This is a genomic window from Streptomyces sp. NPDC053673 (assembly GCF_055585225.1).
In genome coordinates this window covers 140918-164169 of the sequence record NZ_JBVJKN010000013.1, presented here as the reverse complement: position 1 = coordinate 164169, position 23252 = coordinate 140918, and the positions used below count along the sequence as shown (strand labels likewise).

Here is a 23252-nt window from a genome sequence, read left to right as displayed (position 1 = left end):
GCGGCTGATGTCACGGCCGTCGCTCACCGGTCGGTCACCTCCGTCAGAATCAGCGTGTCCGTGACCTGCGGCGACAGCAGGACGAGCTGCGCCGGCCGGATGCCCCGGAAGACGAAGACCGCCCGGCCCTTCTCCAGCCGGCGGGTATCGGTGATGTCCCGGTTGAGCCGCAGCAGTTCGGCCGGCGAGATGCTGTACCGGGCGGCGATCTCCGTGAGTGTCTCCCCGCCGTCGGTGGTGACCCGGTGCACGTCCTCGTCGTACTCGGCCGCCCTGGCCGGGACCGTGGTGCGCGGTTCGGCGAGCGATCCGGCGAGCCCGATGAGCCCGCTCGGGGTGACGGAAGCCGGGACTCCGGTGAACACGTCCACGTCCACGTAGTCCACGCCCGGCACCGAATGCGCGGTCGCCATGACCTCCGAGAGCCGTGCCGGAGCCCCCAACTCCCGTTGGCCGCTGCCGAACTCGCGCAGCAACGCCTGCCGCAGCCGTGGCTCGACGACCGTCCAGGTGTGGTCGCGGGCCACCTTCACCCGCGCCGAGAGCAGCAACATCACCAGCTCACGCACATCCACCCGGACCGGCAGCCGCGAGTCGCCGTACTGCGCGAGCGAGGAGCGCAGCGCCCGCAGCACCTCGGAGTCGGCGCCGATCGCGATGTCGTCCACGCCGGCGACCGTCACATGCAGCACCCGGCGTCGCCCGTCGAAGATCTCGCGTGCCGAGGCCCGGCCGATACCCGCCCGCGAACGGACGAAGTCCTCGTAGTCCTTCACGGACACGAGCCGGTCGAGCGCGGAGACCGCGAGCGGGATGGTGCGCCGGGTCAGCCCGCGGCCGTCGGCGTCCGCACCGCCCGTGGCGGGCTGCGGATTGGTGACCGCCGTGACGCCCAGCGGCCGGGTGACCGCCTGGGTGATGCGGTCCGCCGCGACATTGGCGGCCCGGCCGGTGCCGAAGCGGTACCGGGCCCGGACGTTCTCCTGCCCCGTGGGCAGCCGCGCGCCGTGCACTCCGTCGCCGAAGGTCACCGTGGTACGCCCGTCCGCGGTCGTGCCCGACACGTACACCCGCTCCCGCGGGCCGCGCCCGGCCAGGCTGTCGACCTCGTGCCACAGCAGCCCGTCGACCCGTATCTCCAGCGTGGGCGTCGCACCCAGAGGATTGTCGGCGGGCAGCCAGGTCAGCGGTGACTGCCAGAGCGTGAACGTCTGGTTGGTCCGGCCCGCGTCTCCGCTGCCGATCGGCTCGTCGCGGCTCTCGCCGTGCGTCGCCGGGACCACATTGCCCTGGATGCGCACGGTGTCACGGCGGTAGCGGTAGGCCAGATCCGCGGTCAGCGTCAGCCGGGTGTGGACATGGTCACCGGGCAGCAGCGGATCGAGTTGCTGCTCCACCGCGGCGATCACCGCCAGTTCGGTGCCGCGCACGCCCGCCGTGTTCGGGATGTCGGTGCGCTCGCCCGACACGATCAGACGGCGGCCCGGCCGCAGCCCGTCGTACAGCTGGGCCAGCTCGATCTCATTGCCGTGCACGTCCTCGCCCAGCGGCTCGTCGGCCAGGCGCAGCGCCTCGCCGCCCGCGTGCACGGTGGCGTCCCGGATCGTGGACAGCAGCACATCGTGCTCGTCCAGCCAGGCGTCGGCGAGGGTGAGCTCGGTGCCGCGCCCCGTGATGCCGAAGTTGGTGTACGCGGCGGTGCGAACGGCGGTCACGCGCGTGGTCACGAACGCGAGTTTCGCGTCGCCGGGGATTCCGCCCTCGGCGCCCTTGCGCGGACGCTCGATCGCGACCCAGCTGCCGACGGTGATGCCGTCCTGCACGGAGTCGAGCGGCAGGACATGGCGGTTGGCCTGCTCCGGTACGGTCGCGATGCCGATCTCGACGTTCGGCGGCTCGCCGGCCGCCGTGTACCGCACCGTCACTTCGAGTCCGCCGTGGGTCTGCTGACGGTGCTCGCCCGGAGCCAGCAGCCAGTTGAGCGGCTCGCCGTTGTGCACGACGACATGGACCCGTCCGTCCTCGGCGGGCCGGGACACGAACAGGGTCCGCTCGGGCAGTCCGTCCGTGAACTGCGCGGTCACGCCGGGCTCCTGCGAGTCCGCGGGCCGCCGGGTCAGCCAGCTCAGGTCGTGGTCCTGGCCCACACGTGTTTGCAGCGACACCTGACCGGGGCCCAGCCGGAAGGTCTTGTCGGCAGGCAGGTTCTCCGACGTCTGCACCGAGGAGCCGGTCTCGATGTGCTGGAACTCGGCACGCACCGGCACCCGGCCCGCCGTGTCGTACACGACCCGCATCGTGGTCAGCGCGGAGCCGCCGAGCGGCCAGTCCGTCTGCCGGATCACCCGTCCGCGCTCGTCCTGCACGGGCTTGAGCGGAGCCGTCGCCCCGAACGGCGCGGCCGTCACCCGCATCGCCTGGAGCTCCCGCAGCAGCGCGGGCACGGCGGGGGCGGCACCGCGCCACGCCGCGTACATCCCGTCCGCGACCCGCGGATCGAGGGCGGACAGCAGTTGCGCGCCCAGGTCGGAGCCGGGTGCGAAGAGACTGCTCGCGGTGTGCGGGACGGTCCCCGACGGGGGCTTCACAACCGGAGTGCGCAGCGCGGGCAGGACGGCGCCGAGAGCCCGCATGGCCGCGGAGTCCGCCATTGAGTCCGCTGAACCCGTCGCAGCGGCGGAAGCCGGCGGTGCAGGCTGGGAGGGCTCCAGATCCGCCGCCCGATCCCGTAGTTCGCCGACCACCGCCTCCAACCGCTCGAACCAGTCGGCGACCTCCTGGTACGGAGCGGCGAGCATCTGTGCTTCGGCGAGCCGCTCGTGCGGGTCCGCGAGCCGCCGGGCGAACTGCGCCGGGCTGGTGATCCCGTCCAGTTCGGCCCGCAGCGGCGCCAGCACCTGGGCGTCGAACGTCTCGATGAGCATGCTGACGGGACGAGGGTTGGGGTTGTCCGGAGTGGGGTCTGCGTCCTCGACGTCCGGAGCGTCCTCCGTGATCCACTGGCGCAGCTCGGCCACCAGCTCGGTCAGCGACTTCGGGGCGGACTGCGGCAGCCCGATCGCCGTCACGTCGTCGTCCCGGTCGATCCGGATGCGGGCCACCGGCAGCAACAGCCGCTGCGCGCCGGCCCCCTGTCCGCTCGCCGCCCGGTCGCCCGTCCCCCGGCCGCCGCCGAAGACGAACAGCAGCTTGTCCCCGGTCTGCAGGGACGTGCCGGTACCGGAGACGTAGATCTCGGAACGCTGCCGCAGATCGTCCGCGGTCAGCAGGCCCGGGCGGCGCCGGCGCACGGCCAGTTCGTTCCAGGCCCAGCGCGCCGTCAGGTCCTCGCCGGTCTCGAAGGTCTGCGAAGCCTCGTCGGCGGAGGCGGGCACGCTGTTGCTGCGGGCGCCGCGCGGAATCAGCACCGGAGTGTCCTCGGCCCGCGGATCGCGGTCCAGGGTGTACGCGAGGTGGGTGTCGGCCGCGATGCCGGGCCGCGGCCGGTGCCCGACCAGTCGCCCCAGGAGTGCCAGCGAACGGTACTCGTCGGCGGTGCGCAGATACCCCTCGTCCGCGATCCGCTCGGAATGGAAGGTCAGCAGGTCACCGACGACCGCCCAGGCGTCGAGCAGCCCGATCGCCGGGTCGTCGGGAGTGCGGACGGTGAGACCGCGCAGCGCCGGATAGGCCGGCGACGCGAGCCGGTCCAGCATGGCCGCCAGGAACGAGCCGTACTCGCCCACCCGGTACTCCAGGGCCGTGCGGCCCGGCGGGTTGTACAGGGCCTTGGGTGCGTGGCGCTCGTCGTGCCCGCGACAGCCGCAACCGCAGTCGTGCGGGCCGCTCATCGGGCACCTCCACCGAGCTCGATCGACAGCCGGCCCAGCTCGGGCCGGTCGGGGTCGTTGTCGCAACGCGCGATCTCCAGCGGGCCGAGCCGCAGCACGCCTGCCTCCAGTGCGGTGTCATCGGTGTCGAACGGGTCGGCTGTTTCAGCTGTTTCAGTTGCCTCGCCGGTGCTGTTGATGGACGTGTGGTGGAACAGCCGGCTCAGCCGGGTCACCCGTACGCTCTGCACGCCTTGCACGGACGCCGCGACCGCCACCAGCCGGCTCAGCCGCACCGGTTCGCCGAAGGCCAGCGCATCAGGGTGGAAGAACCCGAGCCGCCCGCCGGGCAGCCGGCGGCTGCCGAGGAGCCGGTACAGCTCGGCGAGGATCTGCCCGTGCTGATGGCCGGGCGCGGCGCACACCGCGAGGGCGATGTCCAGCGGGACCTGCCGCGCCGGGCCGACCACCAGATCGTGGCCGATGCGGCGGTAGCTCTCCAGGGCGTACGACACCGAGTCGAGCAGCTCGGGGGAAGGATCACCGGTCCCCAGCGCGTCGACCGCGACATGCGCCTCCTGGACGCTGCCGGTCCAGCGGATCTCCGCGGCCGCCCGCTGCACCCCGGGGAGCTGTGCCGCGAGCGCCGCGTAGTCCTCGGCGGTGACGGCACGCAGCCGGGAGCGCTTCAGGTCGAGCGGCGCCAACTGGCGTACCTGCTCAAGGGGTTCGGGTTCGGTGCCGCCGACGGCGGGCAGCGGGTTGCGTACGCCGGCCACCGGCATCGGGTCCCCGGCGTCGGAAGCCTCGGGATCGCGACAGAGCACCAGGTGGTTGATGGCCTCCGCGCCGACGTTGCCCGCGACACCGCCGCCGAGCCGGTAGTGCAGCTCCAGGCGTGCGCTCGGCCGCGGGCGCGCCCCGTGCCGCCCGTCGCCGAAGCGCAGGGCGATCCGCCCGTCGTCCTCCAGCTCGCCGACGAAGTGACGGTCCCGCGGACCGCTGTCCAGCAGGTCGCGCTTCGGCGTCCATGTCCCGTCGCCGTCGCCGTCGCCGTCGCCGTCGCCGTCGCCGTCCACGACCGTGACCGCCGGCAGCGCGGACCGCGGATCCTGGGCGAGGGCCGCGGCGGGACCCCGCAGTACCGGCTCGCCCGGATGCAGCCCGGCCGCGTACTCGGGACCCCAACTGTGCGCGATCTCCCAGGCGATGGACCCGTCGAGCACCGCGCCGGCACGCGCCCGAGCCGCCAGCACGTCGAGCCGGCGCAGCTTCGCGGCCAGCAGCCGCTCACTGCGGTGCAGCAGCTCGCGCAGCGCACGCACCGGATGACGGCGCAGCTCCAGGCGCTCCAGCACCCGTAACCCGAACAGCACGGTCAGCTCGGTGATCTCCGGCTCGGTGAGCCCGTCGCAGTCGCGGGCGCTGCGCCACAGCTCCACCAGACGCCCCCTGACCCGGCCCGGAATCGACGCCAGCCGCTCGGACTGGCCTGCCGAGACATGGCGCGGCTCGGGGAAGGGCACGGACTGGACGACGGGGGAGCGCTCCAGCACCGGCCGGAGGCGCGGGACGATGCCGGGGTAGACGACCTGCGCCAGCAGCGTCTCGAGCGCCTCGGCCTGGTCGTACGCGGTGCCCGGGACGACCTTCTCGCGCCGCCGGCCCGCGAGTTCCAGACCGAGACCCGCGCGGGCCGTCTCGTCCTCGCCGACGACGGTGAAGAGCTCCCGTATGTGATCGGCGGTCAGCAGCCGGCCGTGCCGCGTCTGATCCAGCCGGGCATTGATCAGATCGGCCACGGCATTGCCCTGGTCGCCGTCCCAGCAGCCGAGACGCGACGGATCGCAGGACCCGAGGACAGCCGGCGCGGGTGGCACGGTCACCGTGTCCGCGGGGGCGCCGCAGAAGGTCAGCGACCGGCCGTGGTCGACGAGTACGACATTGCCGCGAGCCACGCTGACGTCCTCGACGGGCTCGCAGCCCCGTCCGGCACGCGTGGAGAGACACACAGGGAAGGCGAGCGCGTCCTCCTGCGCCCAGGTGACCTCGAGCACCGGCTGATCGGCCAGCCGGTCCACGACCGGTGTGACGGACGTGAGACGCACGGCCTGCCGATGCGCCGGATCCGCGTCGCCGGGCGTCCCGGAGCGCGCCCCGCGCACTTCCTCGATCAGCAGCAGATCGCCGGGCGACAGCTGCAGTGCCCGCACCGAGCACTGCTCGTCCGCCCACTCGTCCCGCAGCGTCGCCGCGGTGGCGCCCTTGGGCAGCGAGCACACCTCGTCGCCCCAGGTCCAGAAACGGATGCTGTTGTGTGCGGGGCGCAGTACCAGCGGCTCCTCGGCCACGACCGGCTCGAAGACCTCCACCGAACCGCGCTCGTCGAGCACGGCCAGATCGCGTTCGTCCACGACGGTGCCGATCTCGGGCCGGTCGCGCGGGCCCAGCCTGCGCACATCCACCGCCGCGAAGCGGAACGTGCCGGGGAGGAGGGTCAGTTCCCGCACGGTCTCGACCGTGACGAACGCGCGGGCGTTGACCCCGTCGTGCATCGGATAGTCGATGAGCCGCACATGCCGGCGTACGGACACCCGGCGGCGGGCCGTGTCGAGGTAGGCCTCCGTGGCGACCGCGTCCTGCTGATAGCTGATCCGGTCGGCGGTGTGGGCGAGCAGTTCGACGAGCGTCGTGCCGAGATCGGCGGCACTGCGCTCGATCCAGCCCGGCGCGGTCAGCGCCAGCCGGTCCAGGATCAGGGTGCGGATCGTGTCGTAGTCGCGAGCCGTGTAGTCGATGACGGGTGCGGGGGCGGCGTGCGCCGGCGGGCAGTCCGGCTGTTCGTCCTTGCAGTCGAAGGGCGTCGGGCAGTCCGGACGGAAGGCGAACTCGGCCGAGAAGTACCGCTGGTCGAAGCCGGGGAAGGGTTCCGTCCCCGGCCTTCCGTACGGATCGGTGTCGACGACGGAGAGCCGGTAGCGGGACGTGTCCCCGGTGCGGTCGAGCGTGACGAAGAGCCGGTCGTCGAGCTCCGGGTCCTCCTCGCGTTCGACGGACACCTCGACGGCCTCGATACCGGTGCCCCGTCGGCCACCGTCGATACGTACGTTCTCCGGGCAGAGCCCGTCGGGCGCCTTGCCGAGAAAGGTGACCGTGAGCGTCAGCCCGTCGTCACCGACCTCGACGGCGTCCACCCCTCCGAGCCGCGCGGCGCGTACCTTCGCCCGCCTGCCGTCCGTACGGCAGACCAACTCCGTGGTGGATTCGCTCACGCCGGTCCACTCCCCTCGAACACCTCGTCGCGCCGGCTCCCGGTGGAGCGCACCACATAGCGCAGATACACCCGGACCACGTTCTCCTCGCTCACCACGTCCAGGTCCTCCACCTCGATCAGTTCGCCCAGCCAGCGCTGCAGCGAGGCCTGCACCGACAACTCGAGTGCGGACGCCAGCTCCGGGCTGTTGGGCGTGAAGACCAGATCGAGCAGACCGCAGCCGAAGTCGGGGCGCATCACGCGCTCGCCCGGGCTGGTGAACAGCAACTGCTCGACCAGATCGCGCACATGCTCGTCGTACGCGGCGTGCGCGGTGCGCCCGCGCCGGTCCGTCCGGTACGGGAAGGCGATATCGGTGCGTACGGTCCTCATCGGGAGGCCACCCCCCGTGCCGCGGTCGTGACGACGGGCGGGCCCTGCGGCACCAGCGCGGCGCTGAAGCAGAGCGCGGACGAGGTGTCGAGCAGCACCGGCGAGCCGTCGACCAGCACACCGCCGCGGTCAGGCGTCCAGCGCACGGTCGCGCATGGATGCGGCACTCCGTCGACCGTGTGCCCGCAGCCGCTGACAGTGAAGACATCGGCGGCGGTCGGCACGAGATGGCCGTCGATCCGCACTCCGGACGACGAGGCGGAGGCGGGCACGACACGGCCGCCGTGCGGACAGCGGATCGAGGTACCGCCGTTCACGAGATTCCCGGACAACACGATTCTCCCCGTTTCCTGGCTATGGCTTCTTGGGCACGATCAACCGGCCCTCGTTGATGTTGACCTCATTGCCGATCAGCGCGATCGATGCGCCCTGGCCATTGGCGATGGTCACGCCCTTCTCGTCGATCTGTACGTACGCTCCCGTTGCGGCCTGGAGCCGGATGCCATTGCCGCCGGGCACGTCTCCCATCACCAGCTTGTGCTTGTCGGAGGTCTGGATCACGACGTTCTGGTGCGTCGGCGGACCCGCCAGCGCGTCCTGCGGCACCTCGGACTCGTGTCCGTACCAACACCCCGTCCAGATGGGGTAGCTCGGATCGCCCTGCTCGAACTCCACCCATACGCCAGCCCCTTCCGCCGGGACCGCGTAGTGCCCGGAGTCGCGCCCGGTGAACGGCAGGCAGGGCAGGGCCCACGTGGACGGCTCGTCGCCCAGCACATCCGGCACCTTGACCGTGACGCGGCCGATCCTCAGCGGATCCTGGTTGTTCACCACCTGGCCCCGGAACTTGCCGAGAAACCGGTTGTTCGGTCCTGCAGCCATGCGAAGTTCTCCTGGTCCCTACGGTCGTACGGTGCCGCTGCGGGCGATCAGGCCCTCGCGGGAAAGCGTGAAGTTCTGCTGGTACGAGCCGGGCCTGATGTTGTGGGTGACGGACTTGACGTAGTAGTCGCCGTCGTACGTCCGTCCGCTGCCGCGCACCCCGACCAGCTCGCGCGGCTGGAGCACGTATCCGTGCCGGTTGACGTCCAGCGAGCCTGAGCCGGAGATCGCGTCGGCGGAGGTCGCGGCCCTGGCCAGCAGCTCTGCCTGGGCCTGTTCCGGGGCCCTTTTCGCGGTTCCGGACAGGGTCCTCCGCTTGAGTGCGGGCGTGGCCCGTTTGCCGAGCGGCGGGCGCAGCGGATTGATGTCGGGCTGGGGCAGCAGCTGCGAGTCCCGTGTCCGGGGGTCCTGCCAGCGCGCCTGCGGCTCCTCGCGTGCCGTCCCGTCGTAGGCGAACGTCAGCTGGTCGACGGTGGAGTTGACGTCCATGTTGACGTTGAGCGCGTGCTGCCGCGTGCCCAGCCGCCGCTCGGGCCCCCAATAGGCGAAGGACTGCTGGTGCCCCGGCCCGGGCTCGAGATAGAAGGTGTAGCCGTTCGCTCTGGCGAGCTCGTTCACATACTGCAGATCGGTCCCGGTCTGGTACTCGACGCGCAGCTGCTCCCGGGGCGGCTGATGCACCTGCTCCGGGACGACCCGCGGAGTGATGCCGTACTCGGCGTACTTCGCCAGAATCCTTCTCACCCGCTCCGAAGGCGGCAGATTCGGGTACCGATCGGTCCGCTCCTCGAGATCCATGAGGAGGGTCAGGTCTTCGCCCGTGACGGTGAGGGTGCTCTGGCCCGGGATATTGCTCGCACCCACCTCCTGCCGCACGACGAGACCGTCGAGGATCACGGTCGACGTCCCCTTGATCGAGGTCGTGACGATGACCCTGGTCTTGGGGTCGAAGAACCCGTCGGGCAGCAGCCGATCCGTGATCAACCCTCGTTTGGTGAGGTCGAACGCCAGCTGGAACCCGCTCCGCTCCCCGGCGGTCATGGTGATCTGCGCGGACAGCAGCGCCTCGGCCACCTCGGCGGGGACGGGACGGGTGAGCCTGGGTCCCATGTGCAGGGTGAGATGAACGGGTCCGTTCCCGACCGGCGTCTCATCAGCCATGGAATCCACCCGGCAGGGGTATCCGGATCTCCCGCCCGGGCTCCGCGGTCAGCTCGTGCGGATCGAGTACGGGACTGGCGTCCGCGATCTGCCACCACTGCCCCGGGTCGCCGAAGTACCGCTGCCCGAGGTGGTCCGGGCGCTCGCCGCTGTTGACGGTGTGCGGCGCCGTGTCCTCGGCGGCGGGCAGCGGCGGCAGCAACCGCCGCTTGGTGTACCGCACTTCGGTCCCGTCGGGCTGCGTGTGCACCCCGATCTCGGCGTCGTGGTACCGGCTCGTGCGGGGGTAGGGGTGCGATCCCGGTATCGCGTCCAACGCACTTTCGTAGGGCTCCATCACGCCTTACAACCCCCGTCCCAGTCCCAGTTCGGCCAGCCGCCCGCCCCTTGCGGACGCGGCGAGCCGCTCCTTCTGCGCCAGATGCGCGAGATACAGATCGGCACCGCGGTGCCCCGCCGGCAGGTCGCTGACCGACAGCACCTTCATCCCGATGCTCAGGCCGGCCCTGATCGGGTTGAGGTTGACGTCGAACGCCGACTCATTGATCGACAGCTCCGTCAGCCGCACGGGCATGACGCGCTTGCTCCCCCAGGTGAAGAGGGTCAGCGGCATCTCGATCGGACTGATCTCGATCGTGCCCTTCTTGGTCCGCTGGGACGCCTCGCGCAGCTGCGCGGTGGTCGGATGCACGAGCATCTCGAGCGTCGCGAGCTGCGGGTGGATCCCGTCGGGAGCGGCCACCTCGAACTGATCGGTGGCGTCGATCTCGGCGGTGAACTTCCAGGTCTCCTGGGCGGGCCCCTTCAGGCGTAGCGCCTCATTCCGGTCCCCGCCTCCGCTTCCTCCGCCGCCGGCGTCGCCGCTGCCTCCGGCGGCCTGGGGGGCGAGGGAGCGTTCGAGGGTGTCGGGGTTGAACTGGAGGACGATGATGCGCTGGGGGGTGCCGCGTTCGGGGTCGACGACGACGATGCCGGAGCGGATGGGCTTGGGTATGTCGGCGTAGCGGGTCACAGATCAGTTCCCTGTTCTGGTCGAATCGTCTCCGGACGGAGGGTCATATCGGAAGAGGCGAGGGGCTTCTTGTTCTGGTCGAATTGGGGTCATCGGCTGAAGTTCAGTTCGATGTCGGCGATCAGTCGCAGAAGACTGCGCCCGGGAGGTTGCTCGAGGAACGAGACCACCTGGGCCGTCATATCGAAGGTCGCCGCGGAGCCGTCGGGCTTTTCGACGGCGACCACATAATTGGCATAGGTGGGGGAATCCGGTTCGGTGTCAACGGTCCAGCGGCCGTTGTGCTTTTTGATCAGGTATTCGGCGAGATAGGCGATCAGATGTGTGGTGAGCCACAGGTCGTCGCCGGCCGTGGGATCGGTGACCTCCTCGTTCCCGACCAGGGAGTCGAGTGCGAGGATTCCCAGCCGGGGATCCTTCACGAGCTCGCCTGGCGGATCGATCTGAAGCAGCTCACCGAGATAGGCGACGGCGTTTTCGCTGCCCTCGCGCCACTCGACCAGTTCCCGCACCCGCTGCGCGCACAGTTCCTGGGGGTTCTCCGGTCCGTTCATGCTCCGCCTCTTTTGCTACATGGGTACGTGGACGACTGTGAAACCGGCACCCATTAACTTGCCTCGGAGTGCTGCTGACGGGGGTGCGCCGACGAAGATCCATATAATATCAACCTTCCTGCCCAGTCCTTCTTTGTTCCTCTTTATATGGACGTCCCTGTTGATTTGGTCATGAGTGACGGGGCGGCCTTCCGCCGCTCGGGCGTTCTCGCCTTCGAGCCGCACCTCGAGATTGGTGTCCTTCCCTCGATGCCGCAGATAGCTCTTCACCTCGACGTACTGCTCGCGTTCGCCGCGCTGGGAGAGCACGTCGACGTCCCGCTCCCGGCGTTGCCTGCCCCCCGGGGTCGTGGCGACCGGGTAGTCCCCGTCATAGGCCTCGGCGTGGGTCGCCTGCACGTACTCGGTGTGCTGCGTCCGTCCGCCGCCGAGCTGCTGCTGGACGTAACGCTCGGCCGCCGCCCACCTGTTCTGCTCCCGGGGGCCGCCCTCCGGCTGGACCCGGGCCCTGCCGCGCCTGTCCCAGTCACGAAGGTCCCTGAGACTGATCGGCCCCCCGTTGCCGGCGCCTATGGCGCGAGGGGCACGCCCCGGGGGAAGTGCCCTGGGCCCGGTCTCCCCGGACGGGCGAGTCGAATCCGGGACACGCGACGTGTCGTCCGCGTGCCGGGTGCGCGTGGACGGCGTGCCCGTCCCCGGGCGCTCCGGCTCGCGTCCCTGGGGCTGGGGTCGCGGCCGGTGGTTCGCCGTGATGAATGCCCCCTGGTCGCCCCGGCCGACGCTGCGCTGAACCGCCATGATCCTGTTGATGCGTTCGGAGAGGTCGCCCGGCGACTGCTCGTCGAAATAGACGGTCCAGTTGTCGGTGGCCGTGATCCGTGCGTCGCTGTCGCCGAGGATCTGCTCAGGGGTGGCTCCGGACTCCTCGAGAAGCTGCTCGCGGGTCCGTGACCGCCCCCGTGCGACCGGGCCCTGCGGATTGAGCCGGGCCTGGATGGTGAAGTTCGGGAGACCCTCTTCCAGCAGGCTCGTCAGCCGGTACCAAGCGCGGATGGCCCGCAGGGCCGCGCGCATGGCGGGCTGCAATACCATGCGTTGGAGGAGCAGCCGGATCTTCGGACGGATCCGGGCGATGATCCGTCGGAGACGGTCGTCCTTGGACTGCGGCGAGTTCTCCTTCCCGCGCCGCTCGTCGCGCCGCCGCCGCTTCTGCTCCTCCCGCCGCTTCTGCTGATCCCGCAGCAGATCCCTCCGTCGCCGGTACGCGTCCCGCATCCTGCGGTCGTTGTTGTCCAGGTCGCGACGGCGCCTGTTGTCGCGGTCGTTGTTGCGGTCCAGGTCGCGCCGGGCGCGGCGGTTGCGGTTCTGGGCCGCCTTTACCGTCTGCTTCGCGCGGTCGTCCGCCCGGCGCTCCGGTGAAGGATCGCGCCGACGCGGGGACGGCTTCGTGCCCTCCGTCTCGCGGCGGGGGCGGTCCTGGTCCCGGTCGTTGGTGCGGCGGTTGTCCGGGGTCCTGTCCGGCTTGCGGGTGTCCGGACGCGGAGCTGAAGTGTCGCGCCGCGCGGCGGGCCGGGCCGGGGAACGGGTGGGGCGGGGGCGGGCCGGCCTCGGAGGGCGGGACGGGCGCTTCGGGTTCTTCAGCTCGTCGTTGGCCTGCTTGGTCTTCTGCTGGGCCTGTTCGGCCTGCTTCTTCTTGTCCGGCCGGTTCGACGCACCCGCGTTCGGCTTCGGCTGCTCCGTCGCCTGAGGCCGGTCCGGCGGGTTCGGACGGGTCGGGTCCTTGGGAGCCCCAGGGGCGTTGGGCGTGGCCGGCTTGTCGGACTGGTCCGGCCTGGCGGGGTCCTTCGCCCCGGGCTTCCTGAGCTTCGCGGCTACCCCGCGCAGTCGGTCGCCGACCTTCTTCACGTACTTGCCGATGCCGCTGAGCAGCGCCTCGTACGCCAGCTCCAGCAGCGCCACCACGCCCGAGGCCACAGCCTTGGCGAAGAGCACGCCCGCGTTTCCGCCCTTGACGGCCTTCAGGTAGTCCATGAAGGCGCCGAAGGCCTTGAGGATTTCACTCAGCGCACCCCACGCGGACTTCAGCGCGTCGATGACGGCCATGACCCACCCCGCGCCTGGGATCAGCTTGGCGATGATCTTTGTGACCACGACCTCGCCGATGATGACGGGCAGTTGGGGAAGCGCCGCGTCCCACGCCTCCTTCGCCATCTGCTCCTTGCTCACCCCGCCGTTGAGCAGGGCGTCGAAGATCTGCTTGGGGAGGCCGAGGACTTCCTGGATCTTCTCGTTGAACCAGTTCTTGACCGCCGAGGTGACTTCGCGGAACAGATGGTTCCGTGCGCCGTCCTCCGCCGAGGCGGCGGCGCCGCTGAGCCATGCGCCGGGATCCATGATGATGTCGGCGGCGATCATCGCCCACTCGCCCAGCGCGTTGAGCAGGCCCAGGGCGAAGTCCATGATGGCCTTGACGGCGGTCATCACGGCCTGTACCGCCAGACGCAGGCCTTCCTTGAGGGCGTCGAGAATGTCGCTGAGGATCTTCGCGATCCTGTTGAGCAGGCCGTTGATCATCCGCTTGAGCTCGTTGGCGATCCGGTTGACCAGGGCGATCGCCGCGTCGCGGATACGGATGATGAGGTTGCGGATGCGGTTCGCGATCTTGAGGATCGTGTCGAGGAGGTCCTTGGCCAGCTGAATCAGGGCCTCGGTGAACTGCTTGAACTTCTCGACGATGAACTTGCGTGCCTCGTTGATCCAGCCGAGCACCGTGCCCTTGAAGTCGGTGATCAGCTTGACGACGGCCTCGCGCGCCAGCCGGAAGGCTTCGATGATGGCGTTCTTGAGCTCGATGAGCTTCCTGCGGATCCAGTCGAACGCCTCGGAGAGCCAGCTTCCGGCGCTGTTCTTGGCAGTGTCGCGCTCCCTGACCGCCTTGTCCTGCGCGTTCTTGGTCTCTGTCCCGATGCCCTGTTCTTTGGTCTTCCGGTCCCCCTCGACCTTCTGGTCGGTCTGCTTCTCCCTGTCCGTCACCTCCTGACGGAGCTTCTGGATCTTGTCGGACTTCTTTGTGCCGAGGCCGTTGAGCTCCGTGTCCTGCTCGGTCCGCCACTCCTGGCGCTGCCGGGCCACTTCGAGCTTCGTCTTCTCGCGCTCCGTGGCCTGCGCCCTGGTGTTGGTGTCGATCTCGGTCCGGACCTGCTCCTTGTGGCGCTGCCGCGACGCGTGGGTGTCCCGGTCTTTGACCTGCCGCTTGGCGGCCATGGTCTTCTGGCCGTCGCTGTACGCGCCTTGGAGCTGAGGGCCGCGCTCGTGCTCGGCCACCTCGGACACGGCCTCCGGAGGTATGCGGCCCGCTGCCGCAGCAGCACCTCCGGCGCCGCCGCCCTGTCCCCGCGCGCCCGGCACTTTCGAAGTGAGCGTCTCCTGTGGCACATCGGGGTAGACCTGGTCTTCACCCAGCGGGCGCGCGGCCTCAGACTGCCCCTGCGAGTGCAGCTGCCGGCCCTTGTTCTCGACCTCCGTGCCCTGCTCGTCGGCGCGTCCGCCGGTCTCGCCCTCCAGGCCCACGCCGGGCGCCATGCCCACGGAGGCCTTGGCGAGCATCTCGTCCTCGGTCGGCAGGTCGAGAATCCACCGGACCACGGCGTCGGAGTCGATGACGTCCTCGTCGGCCCCGAAAGCGCTCGCGATGCCGTTGATCGCACCCACGACGAGCTGGGCTCCGCCCGCCAGCAGTCCTTCGAGCGTGCTCGGCTCCTCGATGTCCATCCCCGGAATCTCGCCCTCCGGGGCCTTGTCACCCTCGACCTTCGCCTCTTCCTGCTCCGGAGAGTCGACCTTGGCGGCCGGATCACCGGAGTACTCGCCCGGGGCGGACGTCGTCGGCGCGCCGTGCAGGGTCTGCGGTGCGCCTGCGGGCCGTTCCATGGTGGGCGGCGCGCTTCGCAGCGCCTGGTGCTCCTGGCCCACGCTGCGGTCGACCGCGCCGTTCACCCCGCCCAGTGCCTCAAGGGCCCGGTGCGGCTTCAGCTGCGCGGCCGTACTCAGCCCTGCCTCCGGCGACACCTGCGACAGATTCGGCGCACCGGGTGCCGAATTGGCCTTCGACGACGCCGCGGCGCGTGCACCTCCGCCTCCGCCTCCGCTGCCCGAGGCGCGGCGGGTACCTCCACCGCCGCCCCTGGTACGGGGCGCCGGTCCGGTCGAGCGGCGGCGGGCCGGGGCCGGGGTACGAGCCGGGGCCGCGGGCGCCGCGGCCGGAGCGGGGCCCGATGAACCACCTGAGCCGGCTGCTTCGTTGCTCCCGCCCGTTCCGGGCGCGTTGCCGCCGGAGGCAGGGGGAGAGGCGGCTGCCTGTTCCATGGCCCCGCCACGTCCGGCCGGAGCGGTGTCACCGGCGGGCGAGGGCTGTGTCCCGGTCGCCTGGCCGGTCGCAGGGGCGGACGAGGCGGTCGTGCCGGACGGCGCAGTGGCAGTGCCGGGCGAGGCCGCGGTCTGCGAATCCGGCGAACCGGACGTCGGCGAACTGCCGCTGGACGCCGCGGCCCGCTCCGCCTGCCGCTCTTCCGCAGCACGCTCCGGCTCCTGCGGCACCTGCTCCGGCTCGGCTTGCTTGTCCTCCGTCCCGGACGGCTCGCGCTCGTCCGCGGCTGTCTCCGGCTCCGGACCGCTCTTCGCAGGGGTGGTGGCTTCGGGTGTCGAGATGCGCCCCGCACCGGGTGCCGGGGCGAGCTCCTGCTCCACCGGCTTCGCGTCCCGGAGGAGCGATGCCCCACGGTTCCCGGCCCCGCTCCGCGCGGCCGGCGAAACCGCCGCGCCGTCACCGGTGGGGACGGGCGACGTGAACTCGTCGGTGTCCGGCCCGGCATCCCGCGCGTCCTCCTCCTCACGCTGCGCCTGGACCTGTTCGGCCTTGGTGGGGGGCGGTGAGGGGAAGGAAGGCAGCTGCTGCTGTGCGTCCGAGCCCGGAGCGATCCCGTCCGCGGTCGGTACGCCGGAGACGTCGAGGTCGGACTCGGGTACGAAGTCCTCGGGCTGCAACTCGACGTCCCAGGCGCTGTCCTCGCGTTCGGGGTTCTCCTCGCCGAGGTCCCGGAAGTCGCCCTCCAGGCCCGCCTCCAGGCTGAACGGGTCCTCGTCCGCAGCCTCCTCGTCCTGGAGGCGCTTGCCGTCCAGGGTGCTCCTGGCGCCGAGGTCGGCGGTCTTCAGCAGCGCTCCGGGTTCGACACCGGCACTCTTCCTGTCGCTGTCCCCGCGCTTGTCCTCCTTGGCCGACTGCTGCCGGACGGCCGCGGACTCGGCGGCGGGGCGGTTCTGGTCGGTCGCTGACTCCTTGCCGGAAGCCGGTGTCTCCGCGGCCGACTTCCCGCCGGTCCGCTCGCTGCCGCCCTGCTCCTGCCCGCTCTGGGATCGCCCGCTCCGGGATTGCCCGCTCCGGGAAGCGGAGCTGCTCCCGGATGCCGTAGCGGCAGCGGACTTGGCCTGGGTGGCGCCGCTGCTCTGCGTGGAGTTCTGCTGGGTGGACCCGGGCGGTCGCGAAGAGTCCGGCGTTCCACCGCCGTCGGGCGGAGAATCCTGGTGCTCGTCGGGAGCGGGAGCGCCTTCAGTGTCCCGGGGCGTCTCCTCCTCGCGCCGGTCGGTGTCCGTGCGCGGCCGCTGCCTTTCGGCAAGAGCTGCGGCTTCACTGTTCGCCTGGGTGAGGCGCACCCGGTCCCGATCCTCTTCCAGCAGCTCAAGGGCGTCGGGAAGCGCTGCGGGTGTCGCCGACGGGTCCTGCCCGTGCAGGCCCGCCGCCTCGGTCTCCTCCACCAGTTCGATCAGGTGCTCGTGCTCCGCGCTGAGCAGCCGGAGCTCCAGCCGGTCCAGTACGGCGTCCTGCATCTCCTCGGAGAGGCGGGCGAGTCGTGTACGTACCCGCTTGGACAGGTCCTGCGGGTCGCCGCGCAGGGAGCGCAGGACGCTGTTCGCCATTCGATCGAGCAGCGTCGCGGGGTCCATCTCCTCCAGACGCCTGCGGTCGGCGTCCACAGTGGCGTACCGCAGCCAGCCCGGCGTCGCCTGACCCGGTGCCACGTCGGCCGCGGTCTCCCCGTCCCTTGCGAGGCCGTCCCGTGCGAGATCCTGCGCCGCCGACTCCGCCTCGCGCTCCATCGCCTGCTGCGGCAGCGACACCGCCCCCACGTCCCGCCCCGCGCGCAGCGCGCCCAGACCGTCCGGGTTCTGCACCGTGTGCAGCAGTTCGTGTGCGAGCAGCCGCTGTCCGTCCGCCGTGCCCGGCCGGTACGCGCCCTCGCGGAAGAAGATGTCCTGGCCGACCGCGACCGCGTCCGCGCCCAGCATCTCCGTGAGCGCGCCCGCGTCCCGGTCGGTGTGCAGGCGGACCCGGCTGAAGTCGTGCCCGAGCTGCTCCTCCAGCTCCCGTCGTACGCTCAGATCGAGCGGCTGACCGGCGCCGCTGACGATGTTCTTCGGCTCCGGTGTACGGGACTTGGCCCGCTCCTTGCGCTTGCGGCGCCGCTCGGCCTGCGCCGCCTGGGCGTCCTGGGCCGAGGCATGGGACGTACTCATCGCGACTCACCCCGTCCCGAAAGTCCCGCGTGGACCGCGCGCGCCAGCGCCTCGCCGAGCCGCCGTGGCGAGGCCGTCGCCGGCAGCGGCGGCAGCCCGGACAGCGCGTCCAGTGCCCGGCCGCCGTCCGCGGCCAGCGGTACGCCCCGCTCCCGTACGAGCCGGGCCAGCTCGGCCTGGAAGGCCGCCGACACCCGCTCCGGGTCCAGCTGCTCGAAGCCGTCCAGCACCAGTTCGCCGATGTCGACGCGTACGGTGCGTGCGGCAGATGCGCCAGGCGCGGTGCGAGGCACCTCGTTCAGACCCATCCGTGGACCTCCGAGGGTGTCAAGGAGCGGTCCAGCTTGAGGTATTCGGTGCGCGCCGCCTCCAGCATGTGCCGCATCCGGAGCCGGTCGCCCTCCTCCGCGGCGAGGAAGGCGCCGGACAGCGCGATGTTGCGGATCGAGCCGCCCGCCACGGTCAGCCGTGCCAGCAGCTCCGGATCGACGCCCTTCATCGGGGCCTGCGCGGGCAGCACACGCCGCCAGATCTCGGCGCGCTCGCTCTCCCCGGGGAAGGGGAAGTCGACGACGAAGCGGATACGGCGCATGAACGCCGTGTCCAGGGCCTGCTTCATGTTGGTCGTGAGGATGGCCAGGCCCCGGTACGCCTCCATCCGCATCAGCAGATAGCTCACCTCGAGGTTCGCGTACCGGTCATGGCTGTCCTTGACCTCGCTGCGCTTGCCGAACAGCGCGTCGGCCTCGTCGAACAGCAGCAGCGCGCCGCCGCGCTCGGCGGCGTCGAAGACCTTTCGCAGGTTCTTCTCCGTCTCACCGATGTACTTGCTGACCACCTGGGACAGATCGATGATGAACAGATCCAGCCCCAGTTCCCTTGCCATCACCTCGGCGGCGAGGGTCTTTCCGGTGCCGGAGCCGCCGGCGAAGAGCGCGGTGACGCCGAGGCCGCGGCGCAGCGTCGCCGCGAAGCCCCACTCCTGGTAGACGGTGGACCGCTGCCGTACATGCGCGACGATCTCCCGCAGGATCTTCAACTGCCGCTCCGCGAGCACCAGATCGCCCCACGACGCCTGCGGTTCGATCCGTCGGCCCAGTTCGTCCATGCCCATCCGGGCCTCGGTGAGCCCCGCCTTCCACGCCAGTTGGGTGGCGTCCAGCTCGTTCTCGTCCGGCAGGTCCCGTACGACGGTCGCGCCGGCGGAGCGGATCAGATGCGGCGGCAGCGAGAACTGCGCGACGAGATCACGAAGGTCCTCCTCGGACACCTCCGGTACGTCCTCGAAGGCGTCCGCCCACACGCCCAGCTGCTCGTCGGTGTCGAGGGCCGGTACGGTGACCCGCTCGCCGCGCTGCCGCGCGGTCTGCCGCGGATCAGGACTGGATACGACGAGGGGTACGGCGGCGCTCTCGAGGAACGCGTCCGTGGCGGCGGCCTGTTCGCGCTCCAGGTCCCCGACCTCCACCAGGAGCGCCGCGGGCAGCAGGATCGCCTCGCGCTGCCAGAGCCGGGCGAGGCGGTCGCGCTCGGCGGGGTCGGTGGGGATGTCCTCGGCGGCCATCGAGTACAGACCGAGACCGGAACGGCGGGCGGCCGCGGCGGCGATGTCCGCGCGGGAACGCAGATCGCCGCCGACCAGCTCGACCCCGAGCGGGGCGGTCCGGCCGGCCCCCGTCCAGCCGGCGGTGACCCGGCTCGCGGCCAGGTCGTACGAGGAGGGGAGGGTGTCCGACACGCTCGTACGGCGGAGGAGCCCGTGCAGCCGGGCGTCCAGATACGGCGAGCCGACCAGGAAGTGCAGGATCCGCTCGTCGAGGCGGAGCCGGGAGGTGGTCAGCCGGGTCTCGTCGTCCAGTTCGACGAGCCGCCAGCGGCGCAGTGGCGCGACGGGGGTCAGCGCGCTCCAGTGCGCGTCCGCGAGCGCGGCGAGGGCGAGCGAGAAGGTCGGATGCGCCCGTTCCGGGTCGCCGCACGCGGCGGCGCAGCGGCTGCCCGTGGTGGGATCCAGCTCCGCGGCGGCGGCGAGGAGAACGACGTCACGCTCGAACGGTGTGAGCCCGAAGCACGTGACGAGCGCCTGGAGAGCGGCCGGCCCGCCGCCGGCGAGCACGGCGCCCGTGCTGCCCGGCTCGACCGCGCCGGGCGCGGCGGTGTCCCGGCGTGGCTGCTGCGCGCCGGAGGCAGCGGACGTGCCGTGCGTGGCGTCGCCGGTCACGGCGAGGTCCCCGCCGGGAGCTGAGTCGTCGGGGCGGCGGACGCCCGCGGACACGGCTGGGTCCGGCCGCTCGTCGGCGGGTGCGGCTGCCGCGGAGTCGCCATGTCCGGTGCCGGATGCGGATCCCGGCTCCGCTGCGTCCACCGTCGCACGGCGCGGACCCCTTCCGGCAGGGGTGTCGGTCCCGGGGCCGGGCGTGCCGGCGGCGGCACTCCCGCGGGCTCCCGTCCGCGCCCGCGCCGCATGCGCGTCGATGCGGGCGAGGACCGAGCGGATCGCCGTCGCCAGCGCGCGGCCGTCCGTGCTTGCGCCCGTTCCCGCGCCCGTCCCCGTGCCCTGGCCGGTCCCCTCGTACGTGCCCATGTCCTCACCCGCCCCCGTGTCGCGCACCGTGACTCAGCTCTCCTTGCCGTCCGCGTCCGCAGCGCCCGGGCTCTGTCCCGTCGCCTTGCGGGCGCGGGCGGGCGTGGAGCGCTTGCTGGCGGCCCGCTTCCGCGCGGGAGGGGGAGGGGGAGCGGACGCAGCAGCAGGCGCAGGAGCGGCAGGGGCCCTGGACCCCGGCTCGGCGGACTCCGCCTCGGCGGGCACGGGCTCCGCCACCGCGTCCGAGCCCGGCGGCACCGGCGCACCCGGCGCCCCGAAAGGCAGCGCCCGCACCGTCCGGTGCTCCACCGGCTTCGCCGGGACCGGCCGCTCGCGGCCCTCGATCAGTACCAGCGACGCCTGGTAGGCCACCGAGAGGGTGTAAGGGGTCTGGTGCAGCATTCCCCACAGCTTGGACGTCTCGTCGATGTCCATCACCGTCGGTGTGAACCGCACCTTCTGCGGTGACTGAGCCAGATCGCTGCCCGCCAGATACGGACGCTCCGCCGCGAGCTCGATCAACTCCTTGGGCAGCACGGGGATTTCGTGCAGCGTCCGTACCACGCAGCCGATCAGCCGCTGGCCGACCAGCTCCGCCTCCTCCCCGTACGCGCTGATCAGATAGTGCAGATCGAGCGCCGCCACGGCCCGCTTGACGAGTGTGCCGTCCGAGGCACGTGTGGGCAGGTCCTGGTTGCGCATCGAGGCGTTGGGCGTGACCTGGTAGAGGAAGACGTTGATGGTCGGTTCGGCCGGCGGTTCGGCGGGCGGTTTGCGCGTCTCCACCTTCACCGCGATGTCCATCTCGGGCCCCAGATTGCTCTCGATCAGCAGGGCCAGAGCCTGGGTGACCGTCGCGACGGCAAGTGCGTTGCTCATGACCTCGGTACCTCAGTCCCTCTTCTCGCCGCGCGCGAGGTAGTCGTCCAGGGACAGCGCGGGTGCGCGCCGTCCGGTGTGGTCGGGGTGGCCGGCGGCGGGGCGGTTCGCGCCGGGCGGCGGGGTGGCGCTCACCTCGAGCCGGCCGATCTGTACGTGCACGACGCGCTCGGCCGGCCGGGGCGCACGCCTGCCGATGCCGTTCAGTGCCGGGCCACGGGCGGCCGCGGTGTCGGCGTTGCGCGGCCGTGCCGGTGCGGCGGCCGCGGCCACGGGCGCGGGCGCGGGGTCCGCGGCACGCGCCGCGGGAGCCGGCGTCCGCCGCGGCGTGTCCGCCACCGCGGGCGACGCCGGACGCCGGGACGCGGGGCCGCTGTCGGGGGGCACCGGACGCGGCCCGGGAGCGGCGTGCGCAGCGGGCCGCAGCAGAGGGCCCGCAGGGGTCGGCGCGGTGGGCCGCTCGGGCTCGCCGGGCCGCGGCGTCCCGGTCCGGACGACGGTGAGCCTGTCCGTCCGCACTTCGCGCCCGTGATGTACGTGCTCCGCGGGTCCGAAAGCGGGCCCGGGTGCCGACGGGATCAGTGCGGCCGGCCCGTCGGGCTCGGGCGGCGCGGTACGCAGCGCCTCGACCCGCTCGAACGGGCCCGGCAGCCGCGGCCGCACCCGCGCCGGGGCGTCGGCACCGCCGCCCGCGGCGACCGGCGTGTACCGGGCGAGCAGCCGGTCGAAGTAGTCAGCCATCTGCGCACAGCTCCAGGTAGTAACGACGCCGCAGCGGGCTGAGCGCCAGGATCTCCGGCTCGCTCCACCCGTAGGCGGTGGCGAGCAGATGGACGTCGAGCATCAAGTCGCGCGCCCAGTTGTCCAGTTCGGTCCACAGATAGGAAGTGATGTGCAGCTCGGCCCGGGTGGCCTCACCGCACTCGGGACAGGCCACGTTCAGCGTCACATCGGCCGCCGGGTCGGCCTCCTCGGTCACCTCGGCGAGCCGCTGTGCCACACGCTCGGGCAGCACACCGGCGAGTTGCTCCGGCGCGACGGCCGCCCCGCCCCGTGCCGCCGAGACCGTGCAGCGCGCCAGCAGCAGACGGCGTGCCTCGACCGGATCCGGTGCCGTGCCGGCCGCCGCGAGGTCGGCGACGGTGGGCAGCCGGAACTCGACGACCCACTCGCCCTCCTCCACTCGCAGCGGCCCGGCCGGTGTCCGCGTCCGTTCACCCAGCAGCGTCGCGTCGAGGTCGAACTCCATCGCCTCGCCGCACGACGCACATTCGACGCGCACCTGCATGCGCTCCCCGAACAGCGCCCGGCGCAGGGCGAACAGGTCCGCCTCGCGCTCGCCGACCGGCATCGACAGCAACTCGTCGGCGCCGGCTCCCGGACGGGCCGCCCGGTGCAGCAGCAGTGACCGTCCCCGGTCGTGCTGTGCCAGCCCGGCCTCCCAGGTGGCGAGCAGGTCGGCAGGCCCCGTCGGCGGCGCGGCGTGCGTCATCCCTCAACCCTTCGGTGCGCAGGCGGTGTTCGAGCGATGCCCGGGTCCGGACGCGCTCAGGCGTGTTCAGGTGTCTTCAGGTGGTGATCTGGTGGTGTTCTCGTGGTGGTCAGGCCGGATGGGTGAATGAGGGCTCGACCGGCTCCGGCACCTCGTAGTCGCGCTCCCAGCCCTCGCATTCGAGCTTGACGCTCTGGATGGCGACGGCGTTCGCGTTCGCGTCCAGCTCGCCCAGTACCTGGTACTCGCTCACCCAGGCCCGGTACAGCTTGTGCGAGACGGCCACCTGCCCGGCCTCGTTGAGGACCTGGATGATGATGTCCTTGCGGAAGTCCCGCAGCGAGACCTCCGAACCGAGTCCGGCGCCCACCTGCCAGACCTTGTTGGCCCAGCGGTCGAACTCCGGGTCATGGGTGACGCCGCGTTCGAGCGTGACGCCCTCGAATTCGGAGCGGCCCGGCGACTTGCGCGGCGAGCTGGGGTCGCCGCCATGGCGGTGCTTGACCACTTCCGTGGTGCGCTTGAGGGGACTGATCTTGCTGATGCCCGCGACCGTTCGACCGTCCCAGAGGACCAGGAACTTGAAATTCTTGTAGGGGTCGAAGCGATGGGCGTTTACCTGGAACTCAGCCATCGGTTTCCTTCGTGTTCCTTTTTCTCGGGTCC

At 71.5% G+C, this 23252-nt stretch carries 16 protein-coding genes; all 16 read right to left on the bottom strand.

Annotation, left to right across the window (positions count from 1 at the left end; translation table 11 throughout):
• Nucleotides 1-23 precede the first annotated feature (23 nt).
• A complete protein-coding gene (locus ACZ6ZQ_RS20290; RefSeq protein ID WP_469769889.1) occupies nucleotides 24-3830 on the bottom strand; it encodes a putative baseplate assembly protein in 3807 nt (1268 codons plus the stop codon).
• The gene (locus ACZ6ZQ_RS20285; protein WP_469769888.1) at nucleotides 3827-7081 is read right to left on the bottom strand and encodes a putative baseplate assembly protein; all 3255 of its coding nucleotides are present in this window, start codon (nucleotides 7079-7081) and stop codon (nucleotides 3827-3829) included. The genes ACZ6ZQ_RS20290 and ACZ6ZQ_RS20285 overlap by 4 nt, the downstream gene beginning before the upstream one ends.
• Nucleotides 7078-7455, bottom strand: a complete 378-nt coding sequence (locus tag ACZ6ZQ_RS20280) for a GPW/gp25 family protein (RefSeq protein WP_453663966.1) — start codon at nucleotides 7453-7455, stop codon at nucleotides 7078-7080. Before ACZ6ZQ_RS20280 ends, ACZ6ZQ_RS20285 begins: the two co-directional genes overlap by 4 nt.
• On the bottom strand, nucleotides 7452-7790 hold the full coding sequence (locus tag ACZ6ZQ_RS20275) for a hypothetical protein (RefSeq protein ID WP_469769887.1): 339 nt from the start codon (nucleotides 7788-7790) through the stop codon (nucleotides 7452-7454). The genes ACZ6ZQ_RS20280 and ACZ6ZQ_RS20275 overlap by 4 nt, the downstream gene beginning before the upstream one ends.
• Before the next feature lie 19 nt (nucleotides 7791-7809).
• Nucleotides 7810-8337, bottom strand: a complete 528-nt coding sequence (locus ACZ6ZQ_RS20270) for a phage baseplate assembly protein V (RefSeq protein ID WP_469769886.1) — start codon at nucleotides 8335-8337, stop codon at nucleotides 7810-7812.
• 18 nt (nucleotides 8338-8355) lie between these two features.
• Complete coding sequence (locus ACZ6ZQ_RS20265; RefSeq protein ID WP_469769885.1) at nucleotides 8356-9498, bottom strand: hypothetical protein; 1143 nt, start codon at nucleotides 9496-9498, stop codon at nucleotides 8356-8358.
• A complete protein-coding gene (locus ACZ6ZQ_RS20260) occupies nucleotides 9491-9835 on the bottom strand; it encodes a hypothetical protein (RefSeq protein ID WP_469769884.1) in 345 nt (114 codons plus the stop codon). The genes ACZ6ZQ_RS20265 and ACZ6ZQ_RS20260 overlap by 8 nt, the downstream gene beginning before the upstream one ends.
• Nucleotides 9836-9841: 6 nt before the next feature.
• A complete protein-coding gene (locus tag ACZ6ZQ_RS20255; RefSeq protein ID WP_469769883.1) occupies nucleotides 9842-10510 on the bottom strand; it encodes a hypothetical protein in 669 nt (222 codons plus the stop codon).
• Nucleotides 10511-10599: 89 nt separating this feature from the next.
• A complete protein-coding gene (locus ACZ6ZQ_RS20250) occupies nucleotides 10600-11064 on the bottom strand; it encodes a hypothetical protein (protein ID WP_469769882.1) in 465 nt (154 codons plus the stop codon).
• 15 nt (nucleotides 11065-11079) lie between these two features.
• On the bottom strand, nucleotides 11080-17634 hold the full coding sequence (locus tag ACZ6ZQ_RS20245; protein WP_469769881.1) for an eCIS core domain-containing protein: 6555 nt from the start codon (nucleotides 17632-17634) through the stop codon (nucleotides 11080-11082).
• Nucleotides 17631-17942 (bottom strand): hypothetical protein, encoded by a 312-nt coding sequence (locus ACZ6ZQ_RS20240; protein WP_469769880.1) that lies wholly within the window; start codon nucleotides 17940-17942, stop codon nucleotides 17631-17633. The genes ACZ6ZQ_RS20245 and ACZ6ZQ_RS20240 overlap by 4 nt, the downstream gene beginning before the upstream one ends.
• A complete protein-coding gene (locus ACZ6ZQ_RS20235; RefSeq protein ID WP_469769932.1) occupies nucleotides 17933-20215 on the bottom strand; it encodes an ATP-binding protein in 2283 nt (760 codons plus the stop codon). The genes ACZ6ZQ_RS20240 and ACZ6ZQ_RS20235 overlap by 10 nt, the downstream gene beginning before the upstream one ends.
• 33 nt (nucleotides 20216-20248) lie before the next feature.
• A complete protein-coding gene (locus ACZ6ZQ_RS20230; RefSeq protein WP_469769879.1) occupies nucleotides 20249-21094 on the bottom strand; it encodes a Pvc16 family protein in 846 nt (281 codons plus the stop codon).
• 12 nt (nucleotides 21095-21106) lie between these two features.
• Nucleotides 21107-21835 carry a hypothetical protein gene (locus ACZ6ZQ_RS20225; protein ID WP_469769878.1) on the bottom strand — a complete coding sequence of 243 codons (729 nt, stop codon included), beginning with the start codon at nucleotides 21833-21835 and terminating at the stop codon, nucleotides 21107-21109.
• The gene (locus ACZ6ZQ_RS20220) at nucleotides 21828-22586 is read right to left on the bottom strand and encodes a T4 family baseplate hub assembly chaperone (RefSeq protein WP_469769877.1); all 759 of its coding nucleotides are present in this window, start codon (nucleotides 22584-22586) and stop codon (nucleotides 21828-21830) included. Before ACZ6ZQ_RS20220 ends, ACZ6ZQ_RS20225 begins: the two co-directional genes overlap by 8 nt.
• A 109-nt stretch (nucleotides 22587-22695) precedes the next feature.
• Nucleotides 22696-23220 carry a phage tail protein gene (locus tag ACZ6ZQ_RS20215; RefSeq protein WP_159694533.1) on the bottom strand — a complete coding sequence of 175 codons (525 nt, stop codon included), beginning with the start codon at nucleotides 23218-23220 and terminating at the stop codon, nucleotides 22696-22698.
• Between the last annotated feature and the right edge of the window lie 32 nt (nucleotides 23221-23252).

Coding starts and splice junctions, on each gene's coding strand:
- ACZ6ZQ_RS20225 (WP_469769878.1), bottom strand. CDS start 21,835: ATGGCTGACTACTTCGACCGGCTGCTCGCCCGGTACACGCCGGTCGCC.
- ACZ6ZQ_RS20280 (WP_453663966.1), bottom strand. CDS start 7,455: ATGAGGACCGTACGCACCGATATCGCCTTCCCGTACCGGACGGACCGG.
- ACZ6ZQ_RS20265 (WP_469769885.1), bottom strand. CDS start 9,498: ATGGCTGATGAGACGCCGGTCGGGAACGGACCCGTTCATCTCACCCTG.
- ACZ6ZQ_RS20215 (WP_159694533.1), bottom strand. CDS start 23,220: ATGGCTGAGTTCCAGGTAAACGCCCATCGCTTCGACCCCTACAAGAAT.
- ACZ6ZQ_RS20290 (WP_469769889.1), bottom strand. CDS start 3,830: ATGAGCGGCCCGCACGACTGCGGTTGCGGCTGTCGCGGGCACGACGAG.
- ACZ6ZQ_RS20220 (WP_469769877.1), bottom strand. CDS start 22,586: ATGACGCACGCCGCGCCGCCGACGGGGCCTGCCGACCTGCTCGCCACC.
- ACZ6ZQ_RS20270 (WP_469769886.1), bottom strand. CDS start 8,337: ATGGCTGCAGGACCGAACAACCGGTTTCTCGGCAAGTTCCGGGGCCAG.
- ACZ6ZQ_RS20260 (WP_469769884.1), bottom strand. CDS start 9,835: ATGGAGCCCTACGAAAGTGCGTTGGACGCGATACCGGGATCGCACCCC.
- ACZ6ZQ_RS20250 (WP_469769882.1), bottom strand. CDS start 11,064: ATGAACGGACCGGAGAACCCCCAGGAACTGTGCGCGCAGCGGGTGCGG.
- ACZ6ZQ_RS20245 (WP_469769881.1), bottom strand. CDS start 17,634: ATGAGTACGTCCCATGCCTCGGCCCAGGACGCCCAGGCGGCGCAGGCC.
- ACZ6ZQ_RS20235 (WP_469769932.1), bottom strand. CDS start 20,215: ATGGGCACGTACGAGGGGACCGGCCAGGGCACGGGGACGGGCGCGGGA.
- ACZ6ZQ_RS20240 (WP_469769880.1), bottom strand. CDS start 17,942: ATGGGTCTGAACGAGGTGCCTCGCACCGCGCCTGGCGCATCTGCCGCA.
- ACZ6ZQ_RS20230 (WP_469769879.1), bottom strand. CDS start 21,094: ATGAGCAACGCACTTGCCGTCGCGACGGTCACCCAGGCTCTGGCCCTG.